The 17,851-nt window shown below is 43.8% G+C and carries 19 protein-coding genes; 18 read left to right on the top strand and 1 reads right to left on the bottom strand.

Annotated features, from left to right (window positions below; genetic code table 11):
* Positions 1–44 precede the first annotated feature (44 nt).
* The 4 genes from dnaJ (at position 45) to mtaB (ending at position 4,316) form a co-directional block, all read left to right on the top strand.
* Positions 45–1,169, top strand: coding sequence for a molecular chaperone DnaJ (dnaJ, locus tag AC3EBE_RS05215; protein WP_488593959.1), 1,125 nt, complete (start codon positions 45–47; stop codon positions 1,167–1,169).
* 19 nt (positions 1,170–1,188) lie between these two features.
* Positions 1,189–2,127 carry a 50S ribosomal protein L11 methyltransferase gene (prmA, locus tag AC3EBE_RS05210; protein ID WP_488593958.1) on the top strand — a complete coding sequence of 313 codons (939 nt, stop codon included), beginning with the start codon at positions 1,189–1,191 and terminating at the stop codon, positions 2,125–2,127.
* An 81-nt stretch (positions 2,128–2,208) separates the two neighbouring features.
* Positions 2,209–2,958, top strand: coding sequence for a 16S rRNA (uracil(1498)-N(3))-methyltransferase (locus tag AC3EBE_RS05205; RefSeq protein WP_488593957.1), 750 nt, complete (start codon positions 2,209–2,211; stop codon positions 2,956–2,958).
* 5 nt (positions 2,959–2,963) lie between these two features.
* Positions 2,964–4,316 (top strand): tRNA (N(6)-L-threonylcarbamoyladenosine(37)-C(2))-methylthiotransferase MtaB, encoded by a 1,353-nt coding sequence (mtaB, locus tag AC3EBE_RS05200; RefSeq protein WP_488593956.1) that lies wholly within the window; start codon positions 2,964–2,966, stop codon positions 4,314–4,316.
* A gap of 401 nt (positions 4,317–4,717) precedes the next feature.
* Here the strand turns inward: mtaB and AC3EBE_RS05195 are convergent, their stop codons facing one another.
* Positions 4,718–5,650, bottom strand: coding sequence for a Na/Pi symporter (locus AC3EBE_RS05195; protein ID WP_488593955.1), 933 nt, complete (start codon positions 5,648–5,650; stop codon positions 4,718–4,720).
* Between the two features lie 209 nt (positions 5,651–5,859).
* Here AC3EBE_RS05195 and rpsU point away from each other — a divergent pair, with 209 nt between their 5' ends.
* The 14 genes from rpsU (at position 5,860) to recO (ending at position 17,630) form a co-directional block, all read left to right on the top strand.
* On the top strand, positions 5,860–6,033 hold the full coding sequence (rpsU, locus tag AC3EBE_RS05190) for a 30S ribosomal protein S21 (protein WP_015595024.1): 174 nt from the start codon (positions 5,860–5,862) through the stop codon (positions 6,031–6,033).
* A gap of 17 nt (positions 6,034–6,050) precedes the next feature.
* Complete coding sequence (locus AC3EBE_RS05185) at positions 6,051–6,497, top strand: GatB/YqeY domain-containing protein (RefSeq protein WP_488593954.1); 447 nt, start codon at positions 6,051–6,053, stop codon at positions 6,495–6,497.
* A gap of 166 nt (positions 6,498–6,663) precedes the next feature.
* A complete protein-coding gene (locus AC3EBE_RS05180) occupies positions 6,664–7,980 on the top strand; it encodes an NfeD family protein (RefSeq protein ID WP_488594012.1) in 1,317 nt (438 codons plus the stop codon).
* 45 nt (positions 7,981–8,025) lie between these two features.
* Complete coding sequence (gene floA, locus AC3EBE_RS05175) at positions 8,026–9,024, top strand: flotillin-like protein FloA (RefSeq protein ID WP_488593953.1); 999 nt, start codon at positions 8,026–8,028, stop codon at positions 9,022–9,024.
* Positions 9,025–9,058: 34 nt separating this feature from the next.
* Positions 9,059–9,568 carry a hypothetical protein gene (locus tag AC3EBE_RS05170; protein ID WP_488593952.1) on the top strand — a complete coding sequence of 170 codons (510 nt, stop codon included), beginning with the start codon at positions 9,059–9,061 and terminating at the stop codon, positions 9,566–9,568.
* A 151-nt stretch (positions 9,569–9,719) separates the two neighbouring features.
* Positions 9,720–10,004 carry a sporulation protein YqfC gene (gene yqfC, locus AC3EBE_RS05165; RefSeq protein ID WP_488593951.1) on the top strand — a complete coding sequence of 95 codons (285 nt, stop codon included), beginning with the start codon at positions 9,720–9,722 and terminating at the stop codon, positions 10,002–10,004.
* Positions 10,005–10,020: 16 nt separating this feature from the next.
* Positions 10,021–11,208, top strand: a complete 1,188-nt coding sequence (gene yqfD, locus AC3EBE_RS05160; protein WP_488593950.1) for a sporulation protein YqfD — start codon at positions 10,021–10,023, stop codon at positions 11,206–11,208.
* Between the two features lie 2 nt (positions 11,209–11,210).
* On the top strand, positions 11,211–12,170 hold the full coding sequence (locus AC3EBE_RS05155; protein WP_488593949.1) for a PhoH family protein: 960 nt from the start codon (positions 11,211–11,213) through the stop codon (positions 12,168–12,170).
* Positions 12,171–12,367: 197 nt separating this feature from the next.
* On the top strand, positions 12,368–14,545 hold the full coding sequence (locus tag AC3EBE_RS05150) for an HD family phosphohydrolase (protein ID WP_488593948.1): 2,178 nt from the start codon (positions 12,368–12,370) through the stop codon (positions 14,543–14,545).
* Positions 14,542–15,012, top strand: a complete 471-nt coding sequence (gene ybeY / locus AC3EBE_RS05145) for an rRNA maturation RNase YbeY (protein ID WP_488593947.1) — start codon at positions 14,542–14,544, stop codon at positions 15,010–15,012. The genes AC3EBE_RS05150 and ybeY overlap by 4 nt, the downstream gene beginning before the upstream one ends.
* Positions 15,002–15,385: a diacylglycerol kinase family protein gene (locus tag AC3EBE_RS05140; RefSeq protein ID WP_488593946.1), complete on the top strand. Its 384-nt coding sequence runs from the start codon at positions 15,002–15,004 to the stop codon at positions 15,383–15,385. The genes ybeY and AC3EBE_RS05140 overlap by 11 nt, the downstream gene beginning before the upstream one ends.
* A gap of 220 nt (positions 15,386–15,605) precedes the next feature.
* Positions 15,606–16,529 (top strand): GTPase Era, encoded by a 924-nt coding sequence (era, locus tag AC3EBE_RS05135; protein WP_488593945.1) that lies wholly within the window; start codon positions 15,606–15,608, stop codon positions 16,527–16,529.
* Between the two features lie 173 nt (positions 16,530–16,702).
* Positions 16,703–16,846, top strand: a complete 144-nt coding sequence (locus AC3EBE_RS05130) for a YqzL family protein (protein WP_423993817.1) — start codon at positions 16,703–16,705, stop codon at positions 16,844–16,846.
* A gap of 31 nt (positions 16,847–16,877) precedes the next feature.
* Positions 16,878–17,630 carry a DNA repair protein RecO gene (gene recO / locus AC3EBE_RS05125; protein WP_488594011.1) on the top strand — a complete coding sequence of 251 codons (753 nt, stop codon included), beginning with the start codon at positions 16,878–16,880 and terminating at the stop codon, positions 17,628–17,630.
* The last annotated feature ends 221 nt before the right edge of the window (positions 17,631–17,851 follow it).

Raw genomic sequence — 17,851 nt, 5'->3', positions numbered from 1 at the left:
ATGTTAGAATTATCTTTATGTGAAAAGATTCGGGAGTGGTAATCATGAGCAAACGGGATTACTATGAAGTCCTCGGAGTCGGTAAATCGGCTACCAAGGATGAATTAAAGAAAGCTTATCGCAAGCTTTCAAAACAATTCCATCCGGACATCAACAAAGAGCCGGGAGCAGATGAAAAGTTTAAAGAAGTGAAGGAAGCATATGAAGTCCTGAGTGATGACCAAAAGCGCGCCCAATATGACCAGTTCGGCCATGTAGACCCTAACCAGGGCTTTGGCGGGGCAGATTTTGGCGGCGGTTTTGGCGGTTTTGAAGATATCTTCAATTCCTTCTTTGGAGGCGGCGGCGGCAGACGCCGTGACCCTAATGCCCCAAGGCAGGGTGCCGATCTCCAATACACGATGACCTTAAAGTTTGAGGAAGCAGTATTCGGCAAGGAAACGGATATTGAAATTCCGCGTGAAGAGACATGTGATACTTGTGACGGATCCGGCGCTAAACCTGGCACCAAAGTTGATACATGTAAGCATTGCCATGGAAGCGGCCAGTTGAATGTTGAGCAGAACACCCCGTTCGGACGTATAGTGAACCGCCGTGTTTGCCATTATTGTAATGGAACGGGTAAAGAGATCAAGGAAAAATGTTCTACATGTTCTGGCACTGGAAAAGTGACGCGCAGAAACAAAATTCATGTGAAAATCCCTGCAGGCGTTGACGATGGCCAGCAGCTAAGAGTGGCTGGAAAAGGGGAAGCAGGCATCAATGGCGGACCTTCAGGGGATCTGTACATTGTCTTCCACATCAGGTCGCATGAATTTTTTGAACGCGATGGCGATGATATTTATTGTGAAATGCCGATTACGTTTGTCCAGGCAGCACTTGGTGACGAGGTAGAAGTCCCAACTCTGCACGGAAAAGTAAAACTGAAGGTACCAGCAGGCACACAGACTGGAACCAAGTTCAGGTTAAAAGGCAAGGGTGTGCCTAATGTGCGTGGTTATGGCACTGGTGACCAGCATGTACTTGTGAAGATCGTGACCCCAACAAAGCTATCAGAAAAGCAAAAGCAGCTGTTGAAGGAGTTTGCTGAAGTAAGCGGGCAAATGCCGCTTGGCGATCATGAAGAAAGCTTTTTCTCTAAAGTTAAAAGGGCCTTTAAAGGTGAATAATTGAATGGAGCTGGTATAAATGAAATGGTCTGAAATCAGCATTTTGACAACAAACGAAGCGGTTGAGCCGATTTCAAATATTCTGCATGAGGCAGGAGCTAGCGGAGTTGTAATCGAGGATCCGCTGGAGCTTGTGAAGGAAAGAGAGGACCAGTTCGGAGAAATATACCAACTTAATCCAGACGATTATCCTGAAGAAGGTGTCATCATAAAGGCTTATCTTCCGGTCAATAGCTTTTTGGGAGAAACAGTCGACGAAATCAAGGAAGCGATCAATAATCTCATTATCTTCAATATTGATATTGGCCTGAACAAGGTATCCATCAGTGAAGTGAATGAGGAAGAATGGGCAACAGCATGGAAAAAGTATTACAATCCGGTCAAGATATCTGAAAAGTTCACGATCGTTCCGACTTGGGAAGACTATACACCGGTAAATACAGATGAGCTGATCATCGAGCTCGACCCTGGAATGGCATTCGGAACTGGGACCCACCCAACCACTGTTATGTGTATACAGGCATTAGAAAGAACTGTAAAACCAGGGGACCGGGTTGTGGATGTCGGGACTGGATCAGGAGTACTGAGCATCGCTGCTGCTAAGCTTGGGGCTGCAAAGATTGAAGCAATGGACCTCGATGATGTTGCAGTACAGGTGGCGAAACTGAACATTAAGCTTAATAAGGTTCAGAACGTCGCCACTGTGTCTCAAAACAATCTGTTGGATGGTGTGCCAGAAGGTGCCGACATTGTCGTCGCGAATATACTGGCTGAAGTCATTCTCCGTTTTGCGGATGACGCGGGCAGAATCGTAAGGGATGGAGGATACTTCATCACTTCTGGCATTATCCAGCAGAAAAAAGAAGTAGTAAAAGATGCGATGATCAACGCCGGCTTTGAGATTGAAGAAATTATCTCAATGGAGGACTGGGTTGCAATCATTGCCAAAAAGAAATAATCTAGGGAAAAGGGGAACAGGCAACACCCCTTTTTTCTGTCTTTTTTTTACAGCCTAATTATGTTGAAAGCAGGTGCTGTGGTGCAGCGTTATTTTATTGATGGACAAGGAAGCAAGGATCAATTCAATATTATCGGCGATGATTATCATCACATTGTACGTGTTATGAGAATGAAGGCTGGCGATCAAATAATATGTGTTGTGCCTGGCGGCAAGACCGCTATTTCCCGGATTGAAGAAATTACCGATGAAATGGTTGTGGCAAACGTTGTAAAATGGGAGGAAGGGACTTCTGAGCTGCCGATCCATATCACTATAGCGAGCGGTCTGCCTAAAGGGGATAAGCTCGAATGGATTATCCAAAAAGGAACAGAATTGGGTGCCTATGAATTTGTCCCCTTCACCGCATCCCGCTCAGTCGTCAAATGGGACGGCAAAAAGGCTGCAAAAAAGGTTGAGAGATGGCAAAAGATTGCCAAGGAAGCTGCAGAACAGTCACACCGCAGTACAATCCCTTCCGTTGCAGAACCCATCAGTGTCAAGGAACTGATCAAAGCAAGCAGCCGTTATGATCATAAGCTTGTAGCCTATGAAGAAAAGGCGAGAGAAGGAGAATCCTCCGCCCTGTCACAGACTCTAAAGGAAATACAGGCAGGGGAAAAGCTATTGATCGTGTTTGGTCCGGAAGGGGGATTGACCGGGGAAGAGGTCAGTCTGCTAAAAGAAAACGGATTTATACCATGTGCTCTAGGACCGCGCATCTTGCGTACAGAAACAGCGCCATTATATGCATTATCTGCTGTTTCCTATCATTTTGAATTATTGAGGTGAACATAATGCCATCAGTTGCGTTCCATACATTAGGTTGTAAAGTAAACCATTACGAAACAGAAGCGATCTGGCAGTTATTCAAAGAACAAGGATATGAGAGAGTAGACTTCGAAGCTACATCAGATGTTTATGTTATCAATACATGTACCGTGACCAATACCGGTGACAAGAAGAGCCGTCAGGTTATTCGCCGTGCAGTCCGCAAAAATCCCGATGCGGTGATCTGTGTAACCGGCTGCTATGCCCAGACATCTCCTGCTGAAATTATGGCGATTCCTGGTGTGGATATCGTCGTAGGCACACAGGATAGGGTTAAGATGCTTGACTACATCGAACAGTACAAGCAAGAGCGCCAGCCAATCAATGCGGTTGGAAACATCATGAAGAATCGTGTCTATGAGGAGCTTGATGTACCTGCGTTTACAGACCGGACAAGAGCATCACTCAAGATCCAGGAAGGCTGCAACAATTTCTGCACCTTCTGTATCATCCCTTGGGCTCGAGGCCTTATGCGTTCACGCGATCCGCAGGAAGTCATCCGCCAGGCACAGCAGCTTGTTGATGCCGGCTACAAGGAGATTGTCCTTACAGGAATCCACACAGGCGGATACGGCGAAGATATGAAGGATTATAATTTGGCAGGGCTGCTGAGAGATCTTGAGGCTCAAGTCAAGGGCATCAAGCGCCTGCGCATTTCTTCTATTGAGGCTAGCCAGATTACCGATGAAGTCATTGAGGTAATTGACCAGTCTAATATTATCGTGCGCCATCTTCATATTCCGCTTCAATCGGGTTCAGATACGGTCTTGAAAAGAATGCGGCGTAAGTACACGATGGAATTCTTTGGCGAGCGCCTGGACCGTTTGAAGGAAGTTCTTCCTGGACTAGCGGTAACATCCGATATCATCGTCGGTTTCCCTGGCGAAACTGAAGAAGAGTTCATGGAAACTTACAACTTCATCAAAAAACACAAGTTTTCCGAGCTGCATGTGTTCCCTTATTCAAAACGTACGGGCACACCTGCTGCAAGAATGGAAGACCAGGTTGATGAGGAAGTTAAAAATGAACGTGTACACCGTTTAATACAGCTTTCCGATCAGCTTGCAAAAGAATATGCTTCTCAGTTCGAAAACGAGGTACTCGAGGTCATTCCTGAAGAAATTTATAAGGAAGCACCTGAAAGCGGCCTGTACGTAGGCTATACAGACAACTACCTGAAAGTTGTATTCCCTGCAACCGAAGAGATGATCGGGAAGATCGTGAAAGTCAAAATCTCGAAAGCCGGCTACCCATTCAATGAAGGGCAGTTTGTGCGTGTAGTAGAAGATGAACATGCTGTCGAAGAGGCTGCAGTATAAATTACAGATGAGCTGGCGATTACGCCAGCTCATTTTTCGTTTAATTCATTGAAAGAATTTCTGAAATAAGTATTTTTTATAAAAAAACTAGTTTAACAGCGAAAAAAATAATTGATATCGATGAAAATATTTAGGCTACCTGTGAAAATATTTAGGGTACCGGGAAAATATTTAGAATAACAGCAAAAATATTTAGAATATCGGTTAAAACATTTAGAGTATCAGCAAAAATATTTAGGATATCAACGAGAAAAATAATATATTGACGAAAAACCAATTATATCGACGAAAAATAAAATATATCGACGAATTGGAAAAAATCCGAGTTTTTTTCCAGCTCATCCAGACCACTCTGAAAATGTTAATCCTTGTCCAATTTCCCACATACACCGCCGCTGCCGTTAAATGTGGCTCCTGCCCCCATGAACCCACTCGACCAATCTTCCGAATTTCTCAGCAAAAGGCAGCACCAGCAGGGAAGCGAAAATATTGTATATGACACTTACATGGGCGAGCTGCACCTCAGGGCGTTCCGCTGACAATGGAACAAGTCTGGCAACATCATCAATAAAAGGGTAGAAGGCCAACGCCCCAGCAAGATTGAGCCAAATATGGGCGTAAGCTGTAAGTTTGCCTTCGCGGCCGGCACCAATGGAAGCAAGCAAGGCGGTAATGCAAGTGCCGATATTGGCTCCGAGCATGGCGGCGATCGCAGAGTCCATTTTGAGGGTTCCTTCTGTCAGAAAACCCATAAGGATACCTGTCATCGCTGTGCTTGATTGGATCAGCCCTGTTACAATAGTCCCGGTTAAAATACTTACTATATGGCTGTTATTAAGATTTTGGAGGGCATTCTCGACAAGTGGGATACTTGTAACCGGGTCTGCTAAAAACGAGAATCCCCTCATCGCAGCAAAAACAGCAGCTATACCAAAAGAAATTGCTCCAAGATTCTGCCATGTCCTGTTTTTCATCAGAATCATGATAGCGCCACCGACAGCAAACGGCACAATAAAGATATCTATATTGAAAGTGATGATTTCAAGTGTAAAGGTAGTTCCGATGTTCGAGCCAAGTATGATGCCGATTGACTGGGAAAATTTTAGCAGCCCGGCGGCGATCAAGCCGATCGTAATCACCATTACCGCTGAACTGCTATGCAGGAGTGCGGTTACAGCCATGCCGGCAATCAGTCCCTTTAACGGTGTATCGGTCATGGCGGCTAGCCAATTTTTCATCCTGCTTGCCGAGAGCCGAAAAAGGCCTCTTCTTAATAACGCCATCCCGCCCAGGAAGGTTCCAAGGAATAATAGGAACAAAAATAGATAAACCATTGCGCTCACCCTTTCATTTAAATGTATGAAAAGGGAATCTGGACATGCATACAAAATTTACTAGAAAAAATATAAAGGCAATCGTACATAATTTAAAACAAGGGCTAATTACAGTTGACCTCATGAAGGTGTTATATTATAATTGCAAGGTACATGGTTTCCCATGTGTTTTGGTGTTAGTGTGTTGTGCTCGGAGGGAGGGAAAGAGAATGTCTAAAACTGTCGTTCGTAAAAACGAATCGCTTGAAGATGCTCTTCGACGCTTCAAACGTACGGTATCTAAATCAGGTACTATCCAAGAAGCTAGAAAGCGCGAATTCTACGAAAAACCTAGTGTAAAGCGTAAGAAAAAGTCTGAAGCTGCTAGAAAACGCAAGTTCTAAGAGAGGGTGGAATCAAATTGAGCCTGCTCGAGCGTTTAAATAATGATATGAAACAAGCGATGAAGAACAAAGAAAAGGACAGACTCACTACTATTCGGATGGTCAAAGCATCCCTGCAGAACGAAGCGATCAAGCTTGGCAAGCAGGAACTATCTGAAGAAGAAGAGTTAACTGTACTTTCTCGTGAAGTGAAACAACGCAAAGATTCCCTCCAGGAATTTGAAAAAGCAGGTCGTGAAGACCTCGTTGAAAAGATACAAACTGAACTAAAGCATGTCGAGATTTACATGCCACAGCAGCTAAGCGAAGAAGAAGTGGCGGATATCGTCAAATCAGCTATCGCGGAAACAGGTGCGGCATCAAAAGCCGATATGGGTAGAGTAATGGCTGTCATTATGCCTAAAGTTAAAGGTAAAGCAGACGGATCTCTCGTTAATAAACTCGTACAACAACACCTTTCATAAAAGCTCGAAGGCCGTAAGATATTCTTGCGGCCTTTTTAGCGTATACTAATGATGTACATAAAAGCTTGGAAGCAAAAATTGGGTAAAATTTTGAAACCTTTTTCAATCCCGCTCCGTACTACCACTATGGCATAATTTAATGATGGATGGGGGTGCCGACTTGAATATTAAAGCAGTGATTGCCAGCCTGATTCTTGTATTATCGTTTGCCGGGCTGTTCAGTCCTTATTCTGCTGAGGCGAAGAAACAAATCGTCTATGTCGTGCCAATCGAAGAAACTGTTGAGAAAGGGCTGCTGGCCTTTCTTGAGAGAGCGGTGGAGGAAGCCGAAGATGCTGGTGCTGAGGCCATTATTTTTGATGTCAATACTCCGGGAGGGGCTGTTGACGCGGCTGGAGGCATTGCCAAACTTCTTACAGGCACACAATTGAAAACGATTGCGTTCGTGAATAAGCAGGCATTATCTGCCGGAGCTTATATTTCATTGAATACGGATGAAATCTATATGGTTCCTGGTTCAACCATGGGCTCTGCGGCTATCATTGACCAGGAGGGGAATACAGCTGGGAAAAAAGCTGAATCCTATTGGTTTGCTGCTATGAAAAGTGCAGCGGTCGAAAGCGGCAGGGACCCAATTTATGCACAGGCAATGGCTGATGAAAGTATTGATCTTCCGGAGTACGGTGCCGGTAAAGGGAAGCTGCTCACACTGACAGCTGACCAGGCTTTGGAAGTAGGATACTCGGAAGGAACTGTAAAAGATCTGGATGATCTGCTCGATAGACTGGGATATGAAAATGCAGAAATCAGGGATGTCCATGAAACATTTGCCGAGAAGCTGGCGAGGTTCCTGACACATCCTGTCGTGATTCCAATCCTCCTTACGATTGGAAGCCTCGGCTTAGTGCTTGAGCTCTATTCGCCTGGTTTTGGCTTGCCAGGTCTGGCCGGGCTGTCATCGCTGCTATTGTTCTTTTACGGCCACATGGTCGCGGGGTTGGCAGGGTTTGAAGCACTCATCCTGTTTGCCCTTGGTATTGGTTTGATCCTGCTGGAATTCTTCGTGCCGGGCGGAATTGCCGGGGCGGTCGGATTCTTAGCAGTGATCGCAAGCTTTTTCATTGCATCAGATAATATTGTCCATATGGGAATATCGCTGCTGATTGCCTTAAGTGCTTCAATAATTCTTTCCATCTTAATGATAAAGGTGTTTGGAAAAAGGATGAAATTATTTAAACGTATCATACTGACTGATTCAACCAGCACTGAAAAGGGTTATGTATCCAATAAGAACCGCCTTGAGCTGATTGGAGTGGAGGGAGTCACACTGACGGCGCTGAGGCCTTCAGGAACAATCCTTGTTGATGACGAACGGATTGATGCTGTCAGTGAAGGAGCATTCATTCCGAAGGATCGAAAAGTTAGGATTGTTAAAACAGAAGGTGCAAGAATTGTGGTTCGAGAGGTTCCGGCCTCTGAATGATAAAAATTTTTAAGAATTGAAAAGAGACAATGAGGAGGCAAAACTATGTTAGAAGCAGGAACAGCATTTATCTTAGTTGCTATTGTACTTGCGATCATTTTGCTTGGCGTATTGCTGACATTCGTTCCAGTGATGCTATGGATCTCGGCCCTGGCAGCAGGTGTAAGAGTAAGCATATTCACGTTGATTGGGATGAGATTGAGAAGGGTTATCCCAAGCAGGGTCATCAACCCGATGATCAAAGCCCACAAAGCAGGTTTGAATGTGACTACGAACCAGCTTGAGAGCCATTATCTTGCTGGAGGTAATGTAGACAGGGTCGTCAATGCCTTGATTGCTGCACACCGTGCCAACATCGAACTATCCTTTGAAAGAGCGGCGGCGATTGACCTTGCAGGCCGTGATGTATTGGAAGCAGTTCAAATGAGCGTCAATCCAAAGGTTATTGAAACACCTTTCATTGCTGGTGTGGCGATGGATGGTATCGAGGTAAAAGCAAAAGCAAGAATCACTGTGAGAGCGAATATCGACAGACTCGTTGGGGGTGCTGGTGAAGAAACGATTGTTGCTCGTGTCGGCGAGGGCATTGTATCAACGATTGGTTCTTCTGATAACCATAAAAAGGTGCTGGAAAACCCAGATATGATTTCTCAGACCGTTCTTTCAAAAGGGCTGGATGCAGGAACAGCATTTGAAATCCTCTCCATCGATATCGCCGATGTAGACATCGGCAAAAACATCGGAGCAGAGCTGCAAACAGAACAAGCGGAGGCTGATAAGAAAATTGCCCAGGCAAAGGCAGAAGAACGCCGCGCAATGGCAGTAGCCCAGGAACAGGAAATGAAAGCCCGCGTCCAGGAAATGAGGGCGAAGGTAGTTGAAGCTGAAGCAACTGTTCCGCTTGCGATGGCAGAAGCGCTTCGCGAGGGCAATATTGGGGTCATGGATTACATGAACATCCAAAATATATCTGCTGATACAGATATGAGAGGCTCGATTGGAAAATTGTCCAATAATAAAAAGGATGATCAAAATAACAATTAACGAGAGTATCCGTTAAAAGAAAGGGGTGCTCCTTATGGAAGCTTTGTTTGATCTTCTGGGTAATCCGATTCTCATCTTTATTGTGATCGGAATCCTTTCAAGCCTTTTTAACAAAGCGAAAGGAAGCGGCCAGGAACAGCAGAAGCGACGGCCGGTCCGGCCAGTTGGGAAACCCGAAGTCATGAGCATGCCTGCCGAACCAAAGTATAAACCTAAACCTGCTCCCAGGCCGGCTGGTCCGCGTCCAGCGCAGCAGGCACCTGTGCAGGCAAAGCCGACTGCTGTAAATGCGAATGATATGCAAAAAGTCTATCAGGAAAGAAAGCAAGAGGCTGTAACAAAAGACAGCAGACAAAGGACAGCATCATCCGGCAGGCTGACGGCAAATGCGGAGCCGGGAAGACTAAGAAGGGCAGAAGCGAGTTCTGAGCCTTCCTTCCAGTTTGAACCCGATCAGGATCGGCTGATAGAGGGATTGATCTGGGCAGAGGTTCTTGGCAAGCCTCGTTCGAAGAAGCCTTATCAGACAGGTTCCCGAGGCTGAATAAAAAAACTTTGAAATTGCAGAATTAGTTAATCTGACGAAAACATCGCTGCAGCTTTTAAAAGCCGGCAAGTTACTATTGTTCAGCGAAAAAAGGTGCTAGAACCTTCTTTTTTCTCATACATATGAGATGAAAGGGGGTTCTTTTTTTATGGCAAAAAAATGGGGCCAGTATGTACGTAAATGGATGACACAAAAAATGGATCTTCCTCAAGATGTCATGATGGATCTCCCTAGAATCACGATGGTTGGGCAAGTCCATATTTATATAGAAAATCACCGGGGATTGCTTGCGTTTTCAGATGGCGAGGTAAGGCTGCTCATTAAAAATGGACAGCTGCTTGTAAAAGGAAAAGCCTTTGTCATTAGGACCATTTTACCCGAAGAAATATTGTTGGAAGGAAAAATCGACCAGGTGATATATATAAATGAGTGAAACGAGGGGGAGACATATGAAAAATCAGTGGATTCACATCTTTTCTGGTACTGTGAAGGTCAAGCTTACCGGAAAGGGAATAGAAAGATTCCTTAACCAGCTGACCCGGAATGGGATCGCAATCTGGAATGTCCGTAAGCATGGAGGGGAGGCGGTTACCTTTTATGTGAATTTGCAGGATGTTAAGAAGCTGAGGATTCCTGCAAGAGAAAGCGAGTGTAAAATCAGGTTTCTGGAGAGGGCAGGGGGCCCTTTCTTTTTAAAGAGATTATGGACAAACAGTGGATTTCTGATTGGAGCCTGTCTATTTCTTGGTGTCATTATGCTTTTGTCCAACATGGTGTGGGGAATTGAAATCAAAGGGGCAAATCCGGCTACTGAGCATTTGATTCGCAAAGAATTGGACAAGATGGGGATCAGTGTGGGCAAAATGCAATTTTCCGTTGATAATGTAGAAGGTGTCCAAAGGGAGCTTACAGACCGGATTGAAGCAATCACCTGGATTGGGGTCGAGCTGAAAGGAACGACATTTCATTTTCAGGTAGTTGAAAAGAGTGAGCCGAAGAAGGCGGAAGCAGTTGGGCCCAGGCATTTAGTCGCTAAAAGGAAAGCATCAATCGTAAAAATGTTTGTGGAAAAAGGAGAGCCGGTAGTTAAAGTACATGATTTTGTGCTTCCCGGGCAGCTGCTTGTTTCTGGATTATATGGAAAAGAAGATGATTTGAAATCGGTTGCCGCCACTGGTGAAATCCTGGGGGAAACCTGGTATTCGACAAAAGTAGAATTGCCTTTGAAGAGTACATTCCAGGCTTTTAACGGCAATGAAAAAAGAAAGTACGCTTTGAAAATTGGCAGCAAGGCTCTTCCTGTGTGGGGGTTTGGCAAACCTGAATTTAAGGAATATGAAACGGAAGAAGATTTATACCCAATTAAATTCTTTAAATGGGAGCTTCCTTTTACGGTTGAAAAGAAGACGCTGCGTGAACGAGAAACAGTTACCCGAATTTATTCAAGACAGGAAGCGATTGAAAGTGCAAAAGAATTAGCAAGAAAAGATATAAAAAACCATCTTCCTGAAAATGCTATCATCAAAGGGGAAAAAATTTTACATCAGTCAATTGAGAATGATAAAGTAAAGCTAACCACTCATTTTACAATCGTAGAAGATATAGCTGTAGGACAACCAATAATCCAAGGAGACTGAGAATGACAGAAGACTTAAAAACGACTGAAATACAATTGGCTAATCCAAATGAAGCGATTTCGCTTTTTGGAAATTCAGATATGAACCTCAAGCTGATTGAGCAGGAGCTTGGTGTCTCAATCGTTACACGCGGAGAAACAGTAGGCATTTCAGGGCCGCAGGAAAAGGTGGAGCAGGCTCAGGCTGTCTTGAACAATCTTCTTGCAGTGATCAGGAAGGGAATCAGCATCAGCCAGCGAGAAACTGTCTATGCAATCCAGATGGCAGAGAAGGGGACGCTTGAGTATTTCCGCGATTTATATGATGAAGAAATCAGCAAAAACGTAAAAGGAAAATCAATCAGGGTCAAGACGCTTGGCCAACGGCATTACATTAATGCCATTAAGAGCAGGGACCTCGTATTCGGAGTCGGGCCAGCTGGTACCGGAAAAACCTATCTTGCTGTTGTGATGGCTGTTACGGCTTTGAAAAATGGAACGGTATCAAAGATCATACTGACAAGGCCTGCGGTTGAAGCTGGCGAAAGCCTGGGTTTTCTTCCTGGAGACCTGAAGGAAAAAGTAGACCCATATCTGCGTCCGCTTTACGATGCCCTTCATGATATTCTGGGCACTGAACATACATTGCGCCTAATTGAGCGCGGAACCATCGAAATTGCGCCGCTGGCTTATATGAGGGGGCGTACACTGGATGATGCGTTTGTCATTCTGGATGAAGCACAGAATACCACTCAGGCACAAATGAAAATGTTCTTAACACGACTTGGATTCGGCTCTAAAATGGTGATTACAGGAGATACCTCTCAGGTCGACTTGCCAAAAGGCGCAAAATCAGGGCTGGTAGAAGCTGAGAGGGTCCTTAACGATGTTTCAGGTATATCCTTTATTCATTTGGAGCAGGCAGATGTCGTCCGCCATCCATTAGTAGGAAGAATCATTGAAGCATATGGAAAAAATGAATAATACCATTGTCAGTCCGCACTTGCTCATCACAAGGCGGACTTTTGGTTATATATGGGAAGGACATGAAAATCCGAACATTATTGAAAAGCAATAATTCAAGGTGAAAGTTCAGAAGAAAACTGATATCATGGTACATAAAGTTGGATTTTCCCAGTAATTCTCAACAGGCAGAGTAATGCCAAATAGGGGGACTGTATATGGATAAGCTTCAAGTCCAATTAACTGCCATATTGAACTTGTTAAATATAAAAATTTTCCGTGTCTTGCTCTTCTTGCTGCTCGGCCTTGTGATGTTTGCTGCAATGTACAGCAATGTAAAGCCTGAAAAGCTGAACCTTGATTTGTTCTCTGTGGCAGAAAAAACAATCAGGTCTCCTATAACCATTGAGGATAAGGAAAGTACGGAAAATAGCCGAAGGGAAGCCATAGAGAGAGTAAAAGATGTCTATACAGTCAAGAAGGAATATGCACAAAACAGGGTAGACCTCGTCACCTCCATCTTTGATTCGGTATCCGAGGTAAATGATGAAGCAAAAGAACAAGCAGAAAGAAAAAAGAAAGCCGCACTTGAAAACACTGAAGACATCGTAGTCATCGAAGCAACAGAAAAAGAAAAGCTTGAAACCCTTAAAACCAAATTGACCGATAGTGAGACTAAGAGCCTGTCGGATCAGGTTTTTACAACTTTGCTGGAATCATCAAAAGCGGATTTGAGTGTTGCGAAGGATTTGACTGTAACAGCTATCAATAATGTCATGAGTAAGAGCATTCCGGCAGATGAAGTGGAAAATGCAAAAAAAATAGTGGAAGAAGAATTAAAGTATACTAGCCTTGGCAGCAGCCTGAAGGATGCAGTCACCAAAATAGCAAGATATGCAGTGGTCCAGAATGAATTTTATGACCCGGAGGCTACAGAAGATCTAAGACAGCAAGCGATGGATGCGGTTGAGCCAGTAAGAATCCTTGAAGGGCAGATTATCGTCGATGAGGGCCAGCTGATCAGCAGGGATATTTACAAGAAGCTCCAGCTCGTCGGGCTCCTTGAGAGTGAACACTCCTATATGCCGTTCATAGGGCTGGCTATGATAATTGGTCTTATCCTGTTTGCGCTTTATTTTATTTTCAATGAAATGGACAATAGGGACAAAAAACAAAAATATTTGCTGATTTTCAGCCTGATATTTATCACCTCAGTCCTTCTTATGAAGCTGATCAGCGTTTTTGAGGAATTCGAATACTCTGATATGGGCTATATTTTCCCGGCAGCGATGGGGGCAATGCTGATAAAAATCTTGATCAACGAACGGCTGGCTTTGTTCCAGATGGTTGTGCTGGCGATTTGCGGGACAATTATCTTTAACGAGGGAATCACAGGCACCCTTAATGTGACGGCAGGAATCTATATTCTTGCCAGCGGAATTGCCGCGATTTTATTTTTGCAAAAACAGAACCAGCGCTCAAAGATTTTACAGGCAGGATTATTTGTATCTGTGGTGAATCTCCTTGTCATTGTTTCAATGCTGTTTATGAGGAACACCCAGTATTCAGGACTTGAATACGGATTCTATATTTTGGCTGCGTTCATTTCCGGTATTACTTCTGCCGTTTTAACCATTGGGCTTTTGCCATTTTTCGAAGCAGGGTTTGGCATTCTTTCCGCATTAAGGCTGATTGAACTGTCCAATCCTAATCATCCGCTTTTGAGAAAAATTCTTACGGAAGCTCCAGGGACATACCACCATAGCGTAATGGTTGCCAATCTGTCGGAGGCAGCCTGTGAGGCAATTGGTGCAAATGGCCTTCTGGCAAGGGTAGGCTGTTACTATCATGATATCGGGAAGACGAAGAGGCCTCAGTTTTTCATAGAGAATCAGATAAATATGGATAATCCGCATGATAAACTTCCTGCGCTGACAAGCAAGAATATTATTATTGCCCATGCAGCGGATGGAGCGGATATGCTCCGGAAGTATCGAATGCCGCGGGAGATCATTGATATCGCTGAACAGCATCATGGAACAACTTTATTGAAATTCTTCTATCACAAAGAGAAGCAAAATGGTCATGATGTTAAGGAAGAAGATTTCCGTTATCCTGGTCCAAAGGCACAAACTAAAGAATCTGCTGTCATAGGCATAGCGGATAGTGTGGAGGCTGCAGTCCGCTCGCTTGCCCACCCAACACATGACCAGATTGAATCCCTTGTGCGCAATATTATTGCTGACAGACTGCAGGATGGCCAGCTTAGCGAATGCGATATTACACTGAAAGAGCTGGATACAGTAGCAGATACATTATGTGAAACTTTAAAAGGGATATTCCATTCAAGGATCGAGTACCCAGAAATGAATAAACAGAAGGTGAAGCAGGCATGAGTTTAGAAATCGATTTTTTAGATGAAATAAATGAATTGACAGAAGCAGACCTGGAACAAATTGAAAATCTGCTGAATTATGCTGCTGACAAAGAGAATGTCAAAGCAGGAAGCGAGCTTTCTGTTACTTTTGTGTCAAATGACAGAATTCAGGAAATCAATAGGGAATACCGTGATAAGGACCAGCCGACGGATGTCATTTCCTTTGCGCTCGAAGAAATGACTGAAGGGGAGATTGAGGTTGTCGGAGCGGACATCCCGCGTGTACTTGGCGACATTATCATTTCAATACCAAAGGCCAGGGAGCAGGCAGAGGAGTATAATCATAACTTCATGAGAGAACTAGGGTTCCTCGCTGTCCATGGATTCCTTCATCTTTTGGGGTACGACCATATGAATGAACAAGATGAAAAGAAGATGTTTGACAGACAGAAAGAAATCCTGGAAGGTTTTGGTCTTGGACGCTGATAAACGGAAGAAGCACAGTCTTGCTTCTTCCTTCAGGTATGGGTTTCAGGGAATAGCTGCAGCAGCCGCGAAGGAACGGAATGTCCGGATCCATATCGTAATCTCAATATTCGTGATTATCGCTGGTTTCGCCTTTTCAATTACGCAATATGAGTGGATTGCGATTCTGCTGGCGATTGGCGGCATGATTGCCCTGGAAATGCTGAATACTGCAATTGAACGAACGGTTGATATGTATACACAGGAATTCCATCCGCTTGCCAAACAAGCAAAAGACATCGCTGCGGGAGCAGTACTGTTTTTCGCGTTTATTAGTGTGATCATTGGTTTGATTATCTTTATCCCTAGAATATATACAGCCCTATTATTTTAGTTGTCCTGGCGGGCAGCTTTTTCTTTTTCAGAGCTGATTTTTCAAATGCAAGTTTCAACCGATTTGAAAACAGGGAAAAACTTAAGTAAAATGACATAACAGTATATAATCACTGTGGCAATATTTTTAGAAAATTTAAAATTTTATGTTTCATTTTTGCTACAAACGATGAAATCTCTGTGAAAATAGGGTAAAATTAAGAGGAGAAGTGAATAACGAAATGAATTTTCAAAATCAAAGCAATACATCACATCGGTCAGGCTTTATCTCGATCATAGGCAGACCTAATGTCGGCAAATCGACTTTTCTAAATCGGGTGATAGGCCAAAAAATCGCCATCATGAGCGATAAGCCGCAGACGACTAGGAACAAAGTCCAGGGAGTGCTTACGCTTGAAGATGCACAATTGATTTTCATCGATACTCCTGGTATACACAAACCAAAGCATCGTCTTGGCGATTTCATGATGAAGGTCGCACAAAACACATTAAAAGAAGTTGATTTAGTTTTATTCATGGTCAATGCCCAGGAAGGATATGGGCGAGGAGAGGAATTTATCATAGAAAAGCTGCAGAACGTCAAGACACCGGTTTTTCTTGTCATTAACAAAATTGACCTGATTCATCCTGACCAGCTGCTTGAACTAATTGAATCATACAAGGAAAAATTCAATTTTGCTGAAATCGTTCCTATTTCTGCACTTGAAGGCAATAATATCGACAGGCTTCTCGAACAAATCAAGGAGAGGATGCCTGAAGGTCCTCAGTTTTATCCAGCGGACCAGGTTACCGACCACCCGGAACGATTCATTGTTTCCGAATTGATAAGAGAAAAAGCATTGCACCTTACGAGAGAGGAAATTCCTCATTCACTGGCGGTAGTCATCGAAAAAATGGAGCGACAGCCAGAAAAGGATATGGTGCATGTCATGGCAACGATCATTGTCGAACGGGATTCCCAGAAAGGCATCATCATTGGGAAGCAGGGAGGCATGCTGAAAGAAATCGGCAAAAGGGCACGCCATGATATTGAGAACCTGTTAGGCTCAAAGGTGTTCCTGGAGCTATGGGTGAAGGTGCAGAAGGATTGGCGGAACAAAGCTTCTCAGCTGAGGGATTTTGGTTTCAGGGAAGATGAGTACTAAGCCTGATGATAAGGACAAATGCTCCATCATTAACATATTAGCTTTACTATAAAATTATTCATGATCCCTATTTACAATTTTTTCGTAACATGAAAATCTGATCGACAGGCTATGATATTCATAAGGATTTGGGATATAAATTGCTAGTGAAAATACGAAAGGTGGGGTTTTCGATGTTGGATTTTACCTGGAAGGTGTTTTCTCAGACAGGTAACATTGACACTTATCTTCTCTTTAAGGAGTTGGAGAAGGACAATCAAGAAATACCCGGTTATCAGGAGGAAGAACTAGCAGAAATCGATTTTCCAATTTCATAGGTTTGTCTGCGGTAATGGATGGTGACCAATGATGCTCCAAAAATGCGAAGGCATCGTCATTAGAACAACAGATTACGGTGAAACAAATAAAATTGTTACTTTATATACGCGGGAATTCGGGAAAGTTGGTGTGATGGCAAGAGGCGCTAAAAAGCCTAATAGCAGGCTCTCTGCCGTCACCCAGCTTTTTACGTATGGCCAGTATCTTTTTCAGTCCAGTACGGGGCTTGGCAGTCTTCAGCAAGGGGAAATGATCTCATCAATGCGCTCGATCAGAGAAGACATTTTCCTGACTGCCCATGCAAGCTATATTGTTGATTTAACAGATAAAGTAACCGAGGACAGGAAATCCAACCCTTTTTTATTTGAACTGCTTCTTCAGACACTCAATTACATGAATGAAGGGTATGATCTGGAGATCCTTACCAACATTTATGAAATGAAGATGCTGAATGTCCAGGGGCTCTATCCTATTCTCGACAAATGTGCAAATTGCGGCAGTACAGAGGGAGAATTCCATTTTTCAATTAAAGAGGGAGGCCTGCTTTGCCACCGATGCTTTGAACTGGATCCCTACAGATTTAAGATTGCACCCGGAACAGTAAGGCTTCTGCGCTTATTTTACTTGCTGGATTTGAACCGCCTGGGCAATATTTCGGTAAAGCCAGAGACGAAGGCAGAACTGAAAAAGGTTATTTCCGCCTATTATGATGAGTACTCGGGCCTTTATCTGAAAACCAGAAAGTTCCTGGATCAGATGGATTCATTCAGGGACAGGCTATAGCTATTGACATCATTCATTGTTTTCGCTATTATTCAAATTAAAATTACATATGTTGCGGTGAAGGAAAGGAGTACTTATTTCCTCTGTATTAGCGAGTCCGGGTATGGTGGGAGCCGGGTTATGGAGAAATAAGGAAGGCGTTCTGGAGCGACATTTTCTCAAAGAGGCTGTCTTTTGGCGGCAAATAGGGTGGACCCGCGGGTATACTCTCGTCCCTATGC

The sequence above is a fragment of the Mesobacillus sp. genome, from assembly GCF_057785455.1.
This window is presented reverse-complemented; position numbering and strand designations above follow the sequence as displayed.

Bases quoted from the DNA above. Each gene is read 5' to 3' on its own strand.
- dnaJ (WP_488593959.1), top strand. From the start codon at position 45: ATGAGCAAACGGGATTACTATGAAGTCCTCGGAGTCGGTAAATCGGCT.
- prmA (WP_488593958.1), top strand. From the start codon at position 1,189: ATGAAATGGTCTGAAATCAGCATTTTGACAACAAACGAAGCGGTTGAG.
- mtaB (WP_488593956.1), top strand. From the start codon at position 2,964: ATGCCATCAGTTGCGTTCCATACATTAGGTTGTAAAGTAAACCATTAC.
- AC3EBE_RS05195 (WP_488593955.1), bottom strand. From the start codon at position 5,650: ATGGTTTATCTATTTTTGTTCCTATTATTCCTTGGAACCTTCCTGGGC.
- rpsU (WP_015595024.1), top strand. From the start codon at position 5,860: ATGTCTAAAACTGTCGTTCGTAAAAACGAATCGCTTGAAGATGCTCTT.
- floA (WP_488593953.1), top strand. From the start codon at position 8,026: ATGTTAGAAGCAGGAACAGCATTTATCTTAGTTGCTATTGTACTTGCG.
- AC3EBE_RS05170 (WP_488593952.1), top strand. From the start codon at position 9,059: ATGGAAGCTTTGTTTGATCTTCTGGGTAATCCGATTCTCATCTTTATT.
- yqfC (WP_488593951.1), top strand. From the start codon at position 9,720: ATGGCAAAAAAATGGGGCCAGTATGTACGTAAATGGATGACACAAAAA.
- yqfD (WP_488593950.1), top strand. From the start codon at position 10,021: ATGAAAAATCAGTGGATTCACATCTTTTCTGGTACTGTGAAGGTCAAG.
- AC3EBE_RS05155 (WP_488593949.1), top strand. From the start codon at position 11,211: ATGACAGAAGACTTAAAAACGACTGAAATACAATTGGCTAATCCAAAT.
- AC3EBE_RS05150 (WP_488593948.1), top strand. From the start codon at position 12,368: ATGGATAAGCTTCAAGTCCAATTAACTGCCATATTGAACTTGTTAAAT.
- ybeY (WP_488593947.1), top strand. From the start codon at position 14,542: ATGAGTTTAGAAATCGATTTTTTAGATGAAATAAATGAATTGACAGAA.
- era (WP_488593945.1), top strand. From the start codon at position 15,606: ATGAATTTTCAAAATCAAAGCAATACATCACATCGGTCAGGCTTTATC.
- AC3EBE_RS05130 (WP_423993817.1), top strand. From the start codon at position 16,703: ATGTTGGATTTTACCTGGAAGGTGTTTTCTCAGACAGGTAACATTGAC.
- recO (WP_488594011.1), top strand. From the start codon at position 16,878: ATGCTCCAAAAATGCGAAGGCATCGTCATTAGAACAACAGATTACGGT.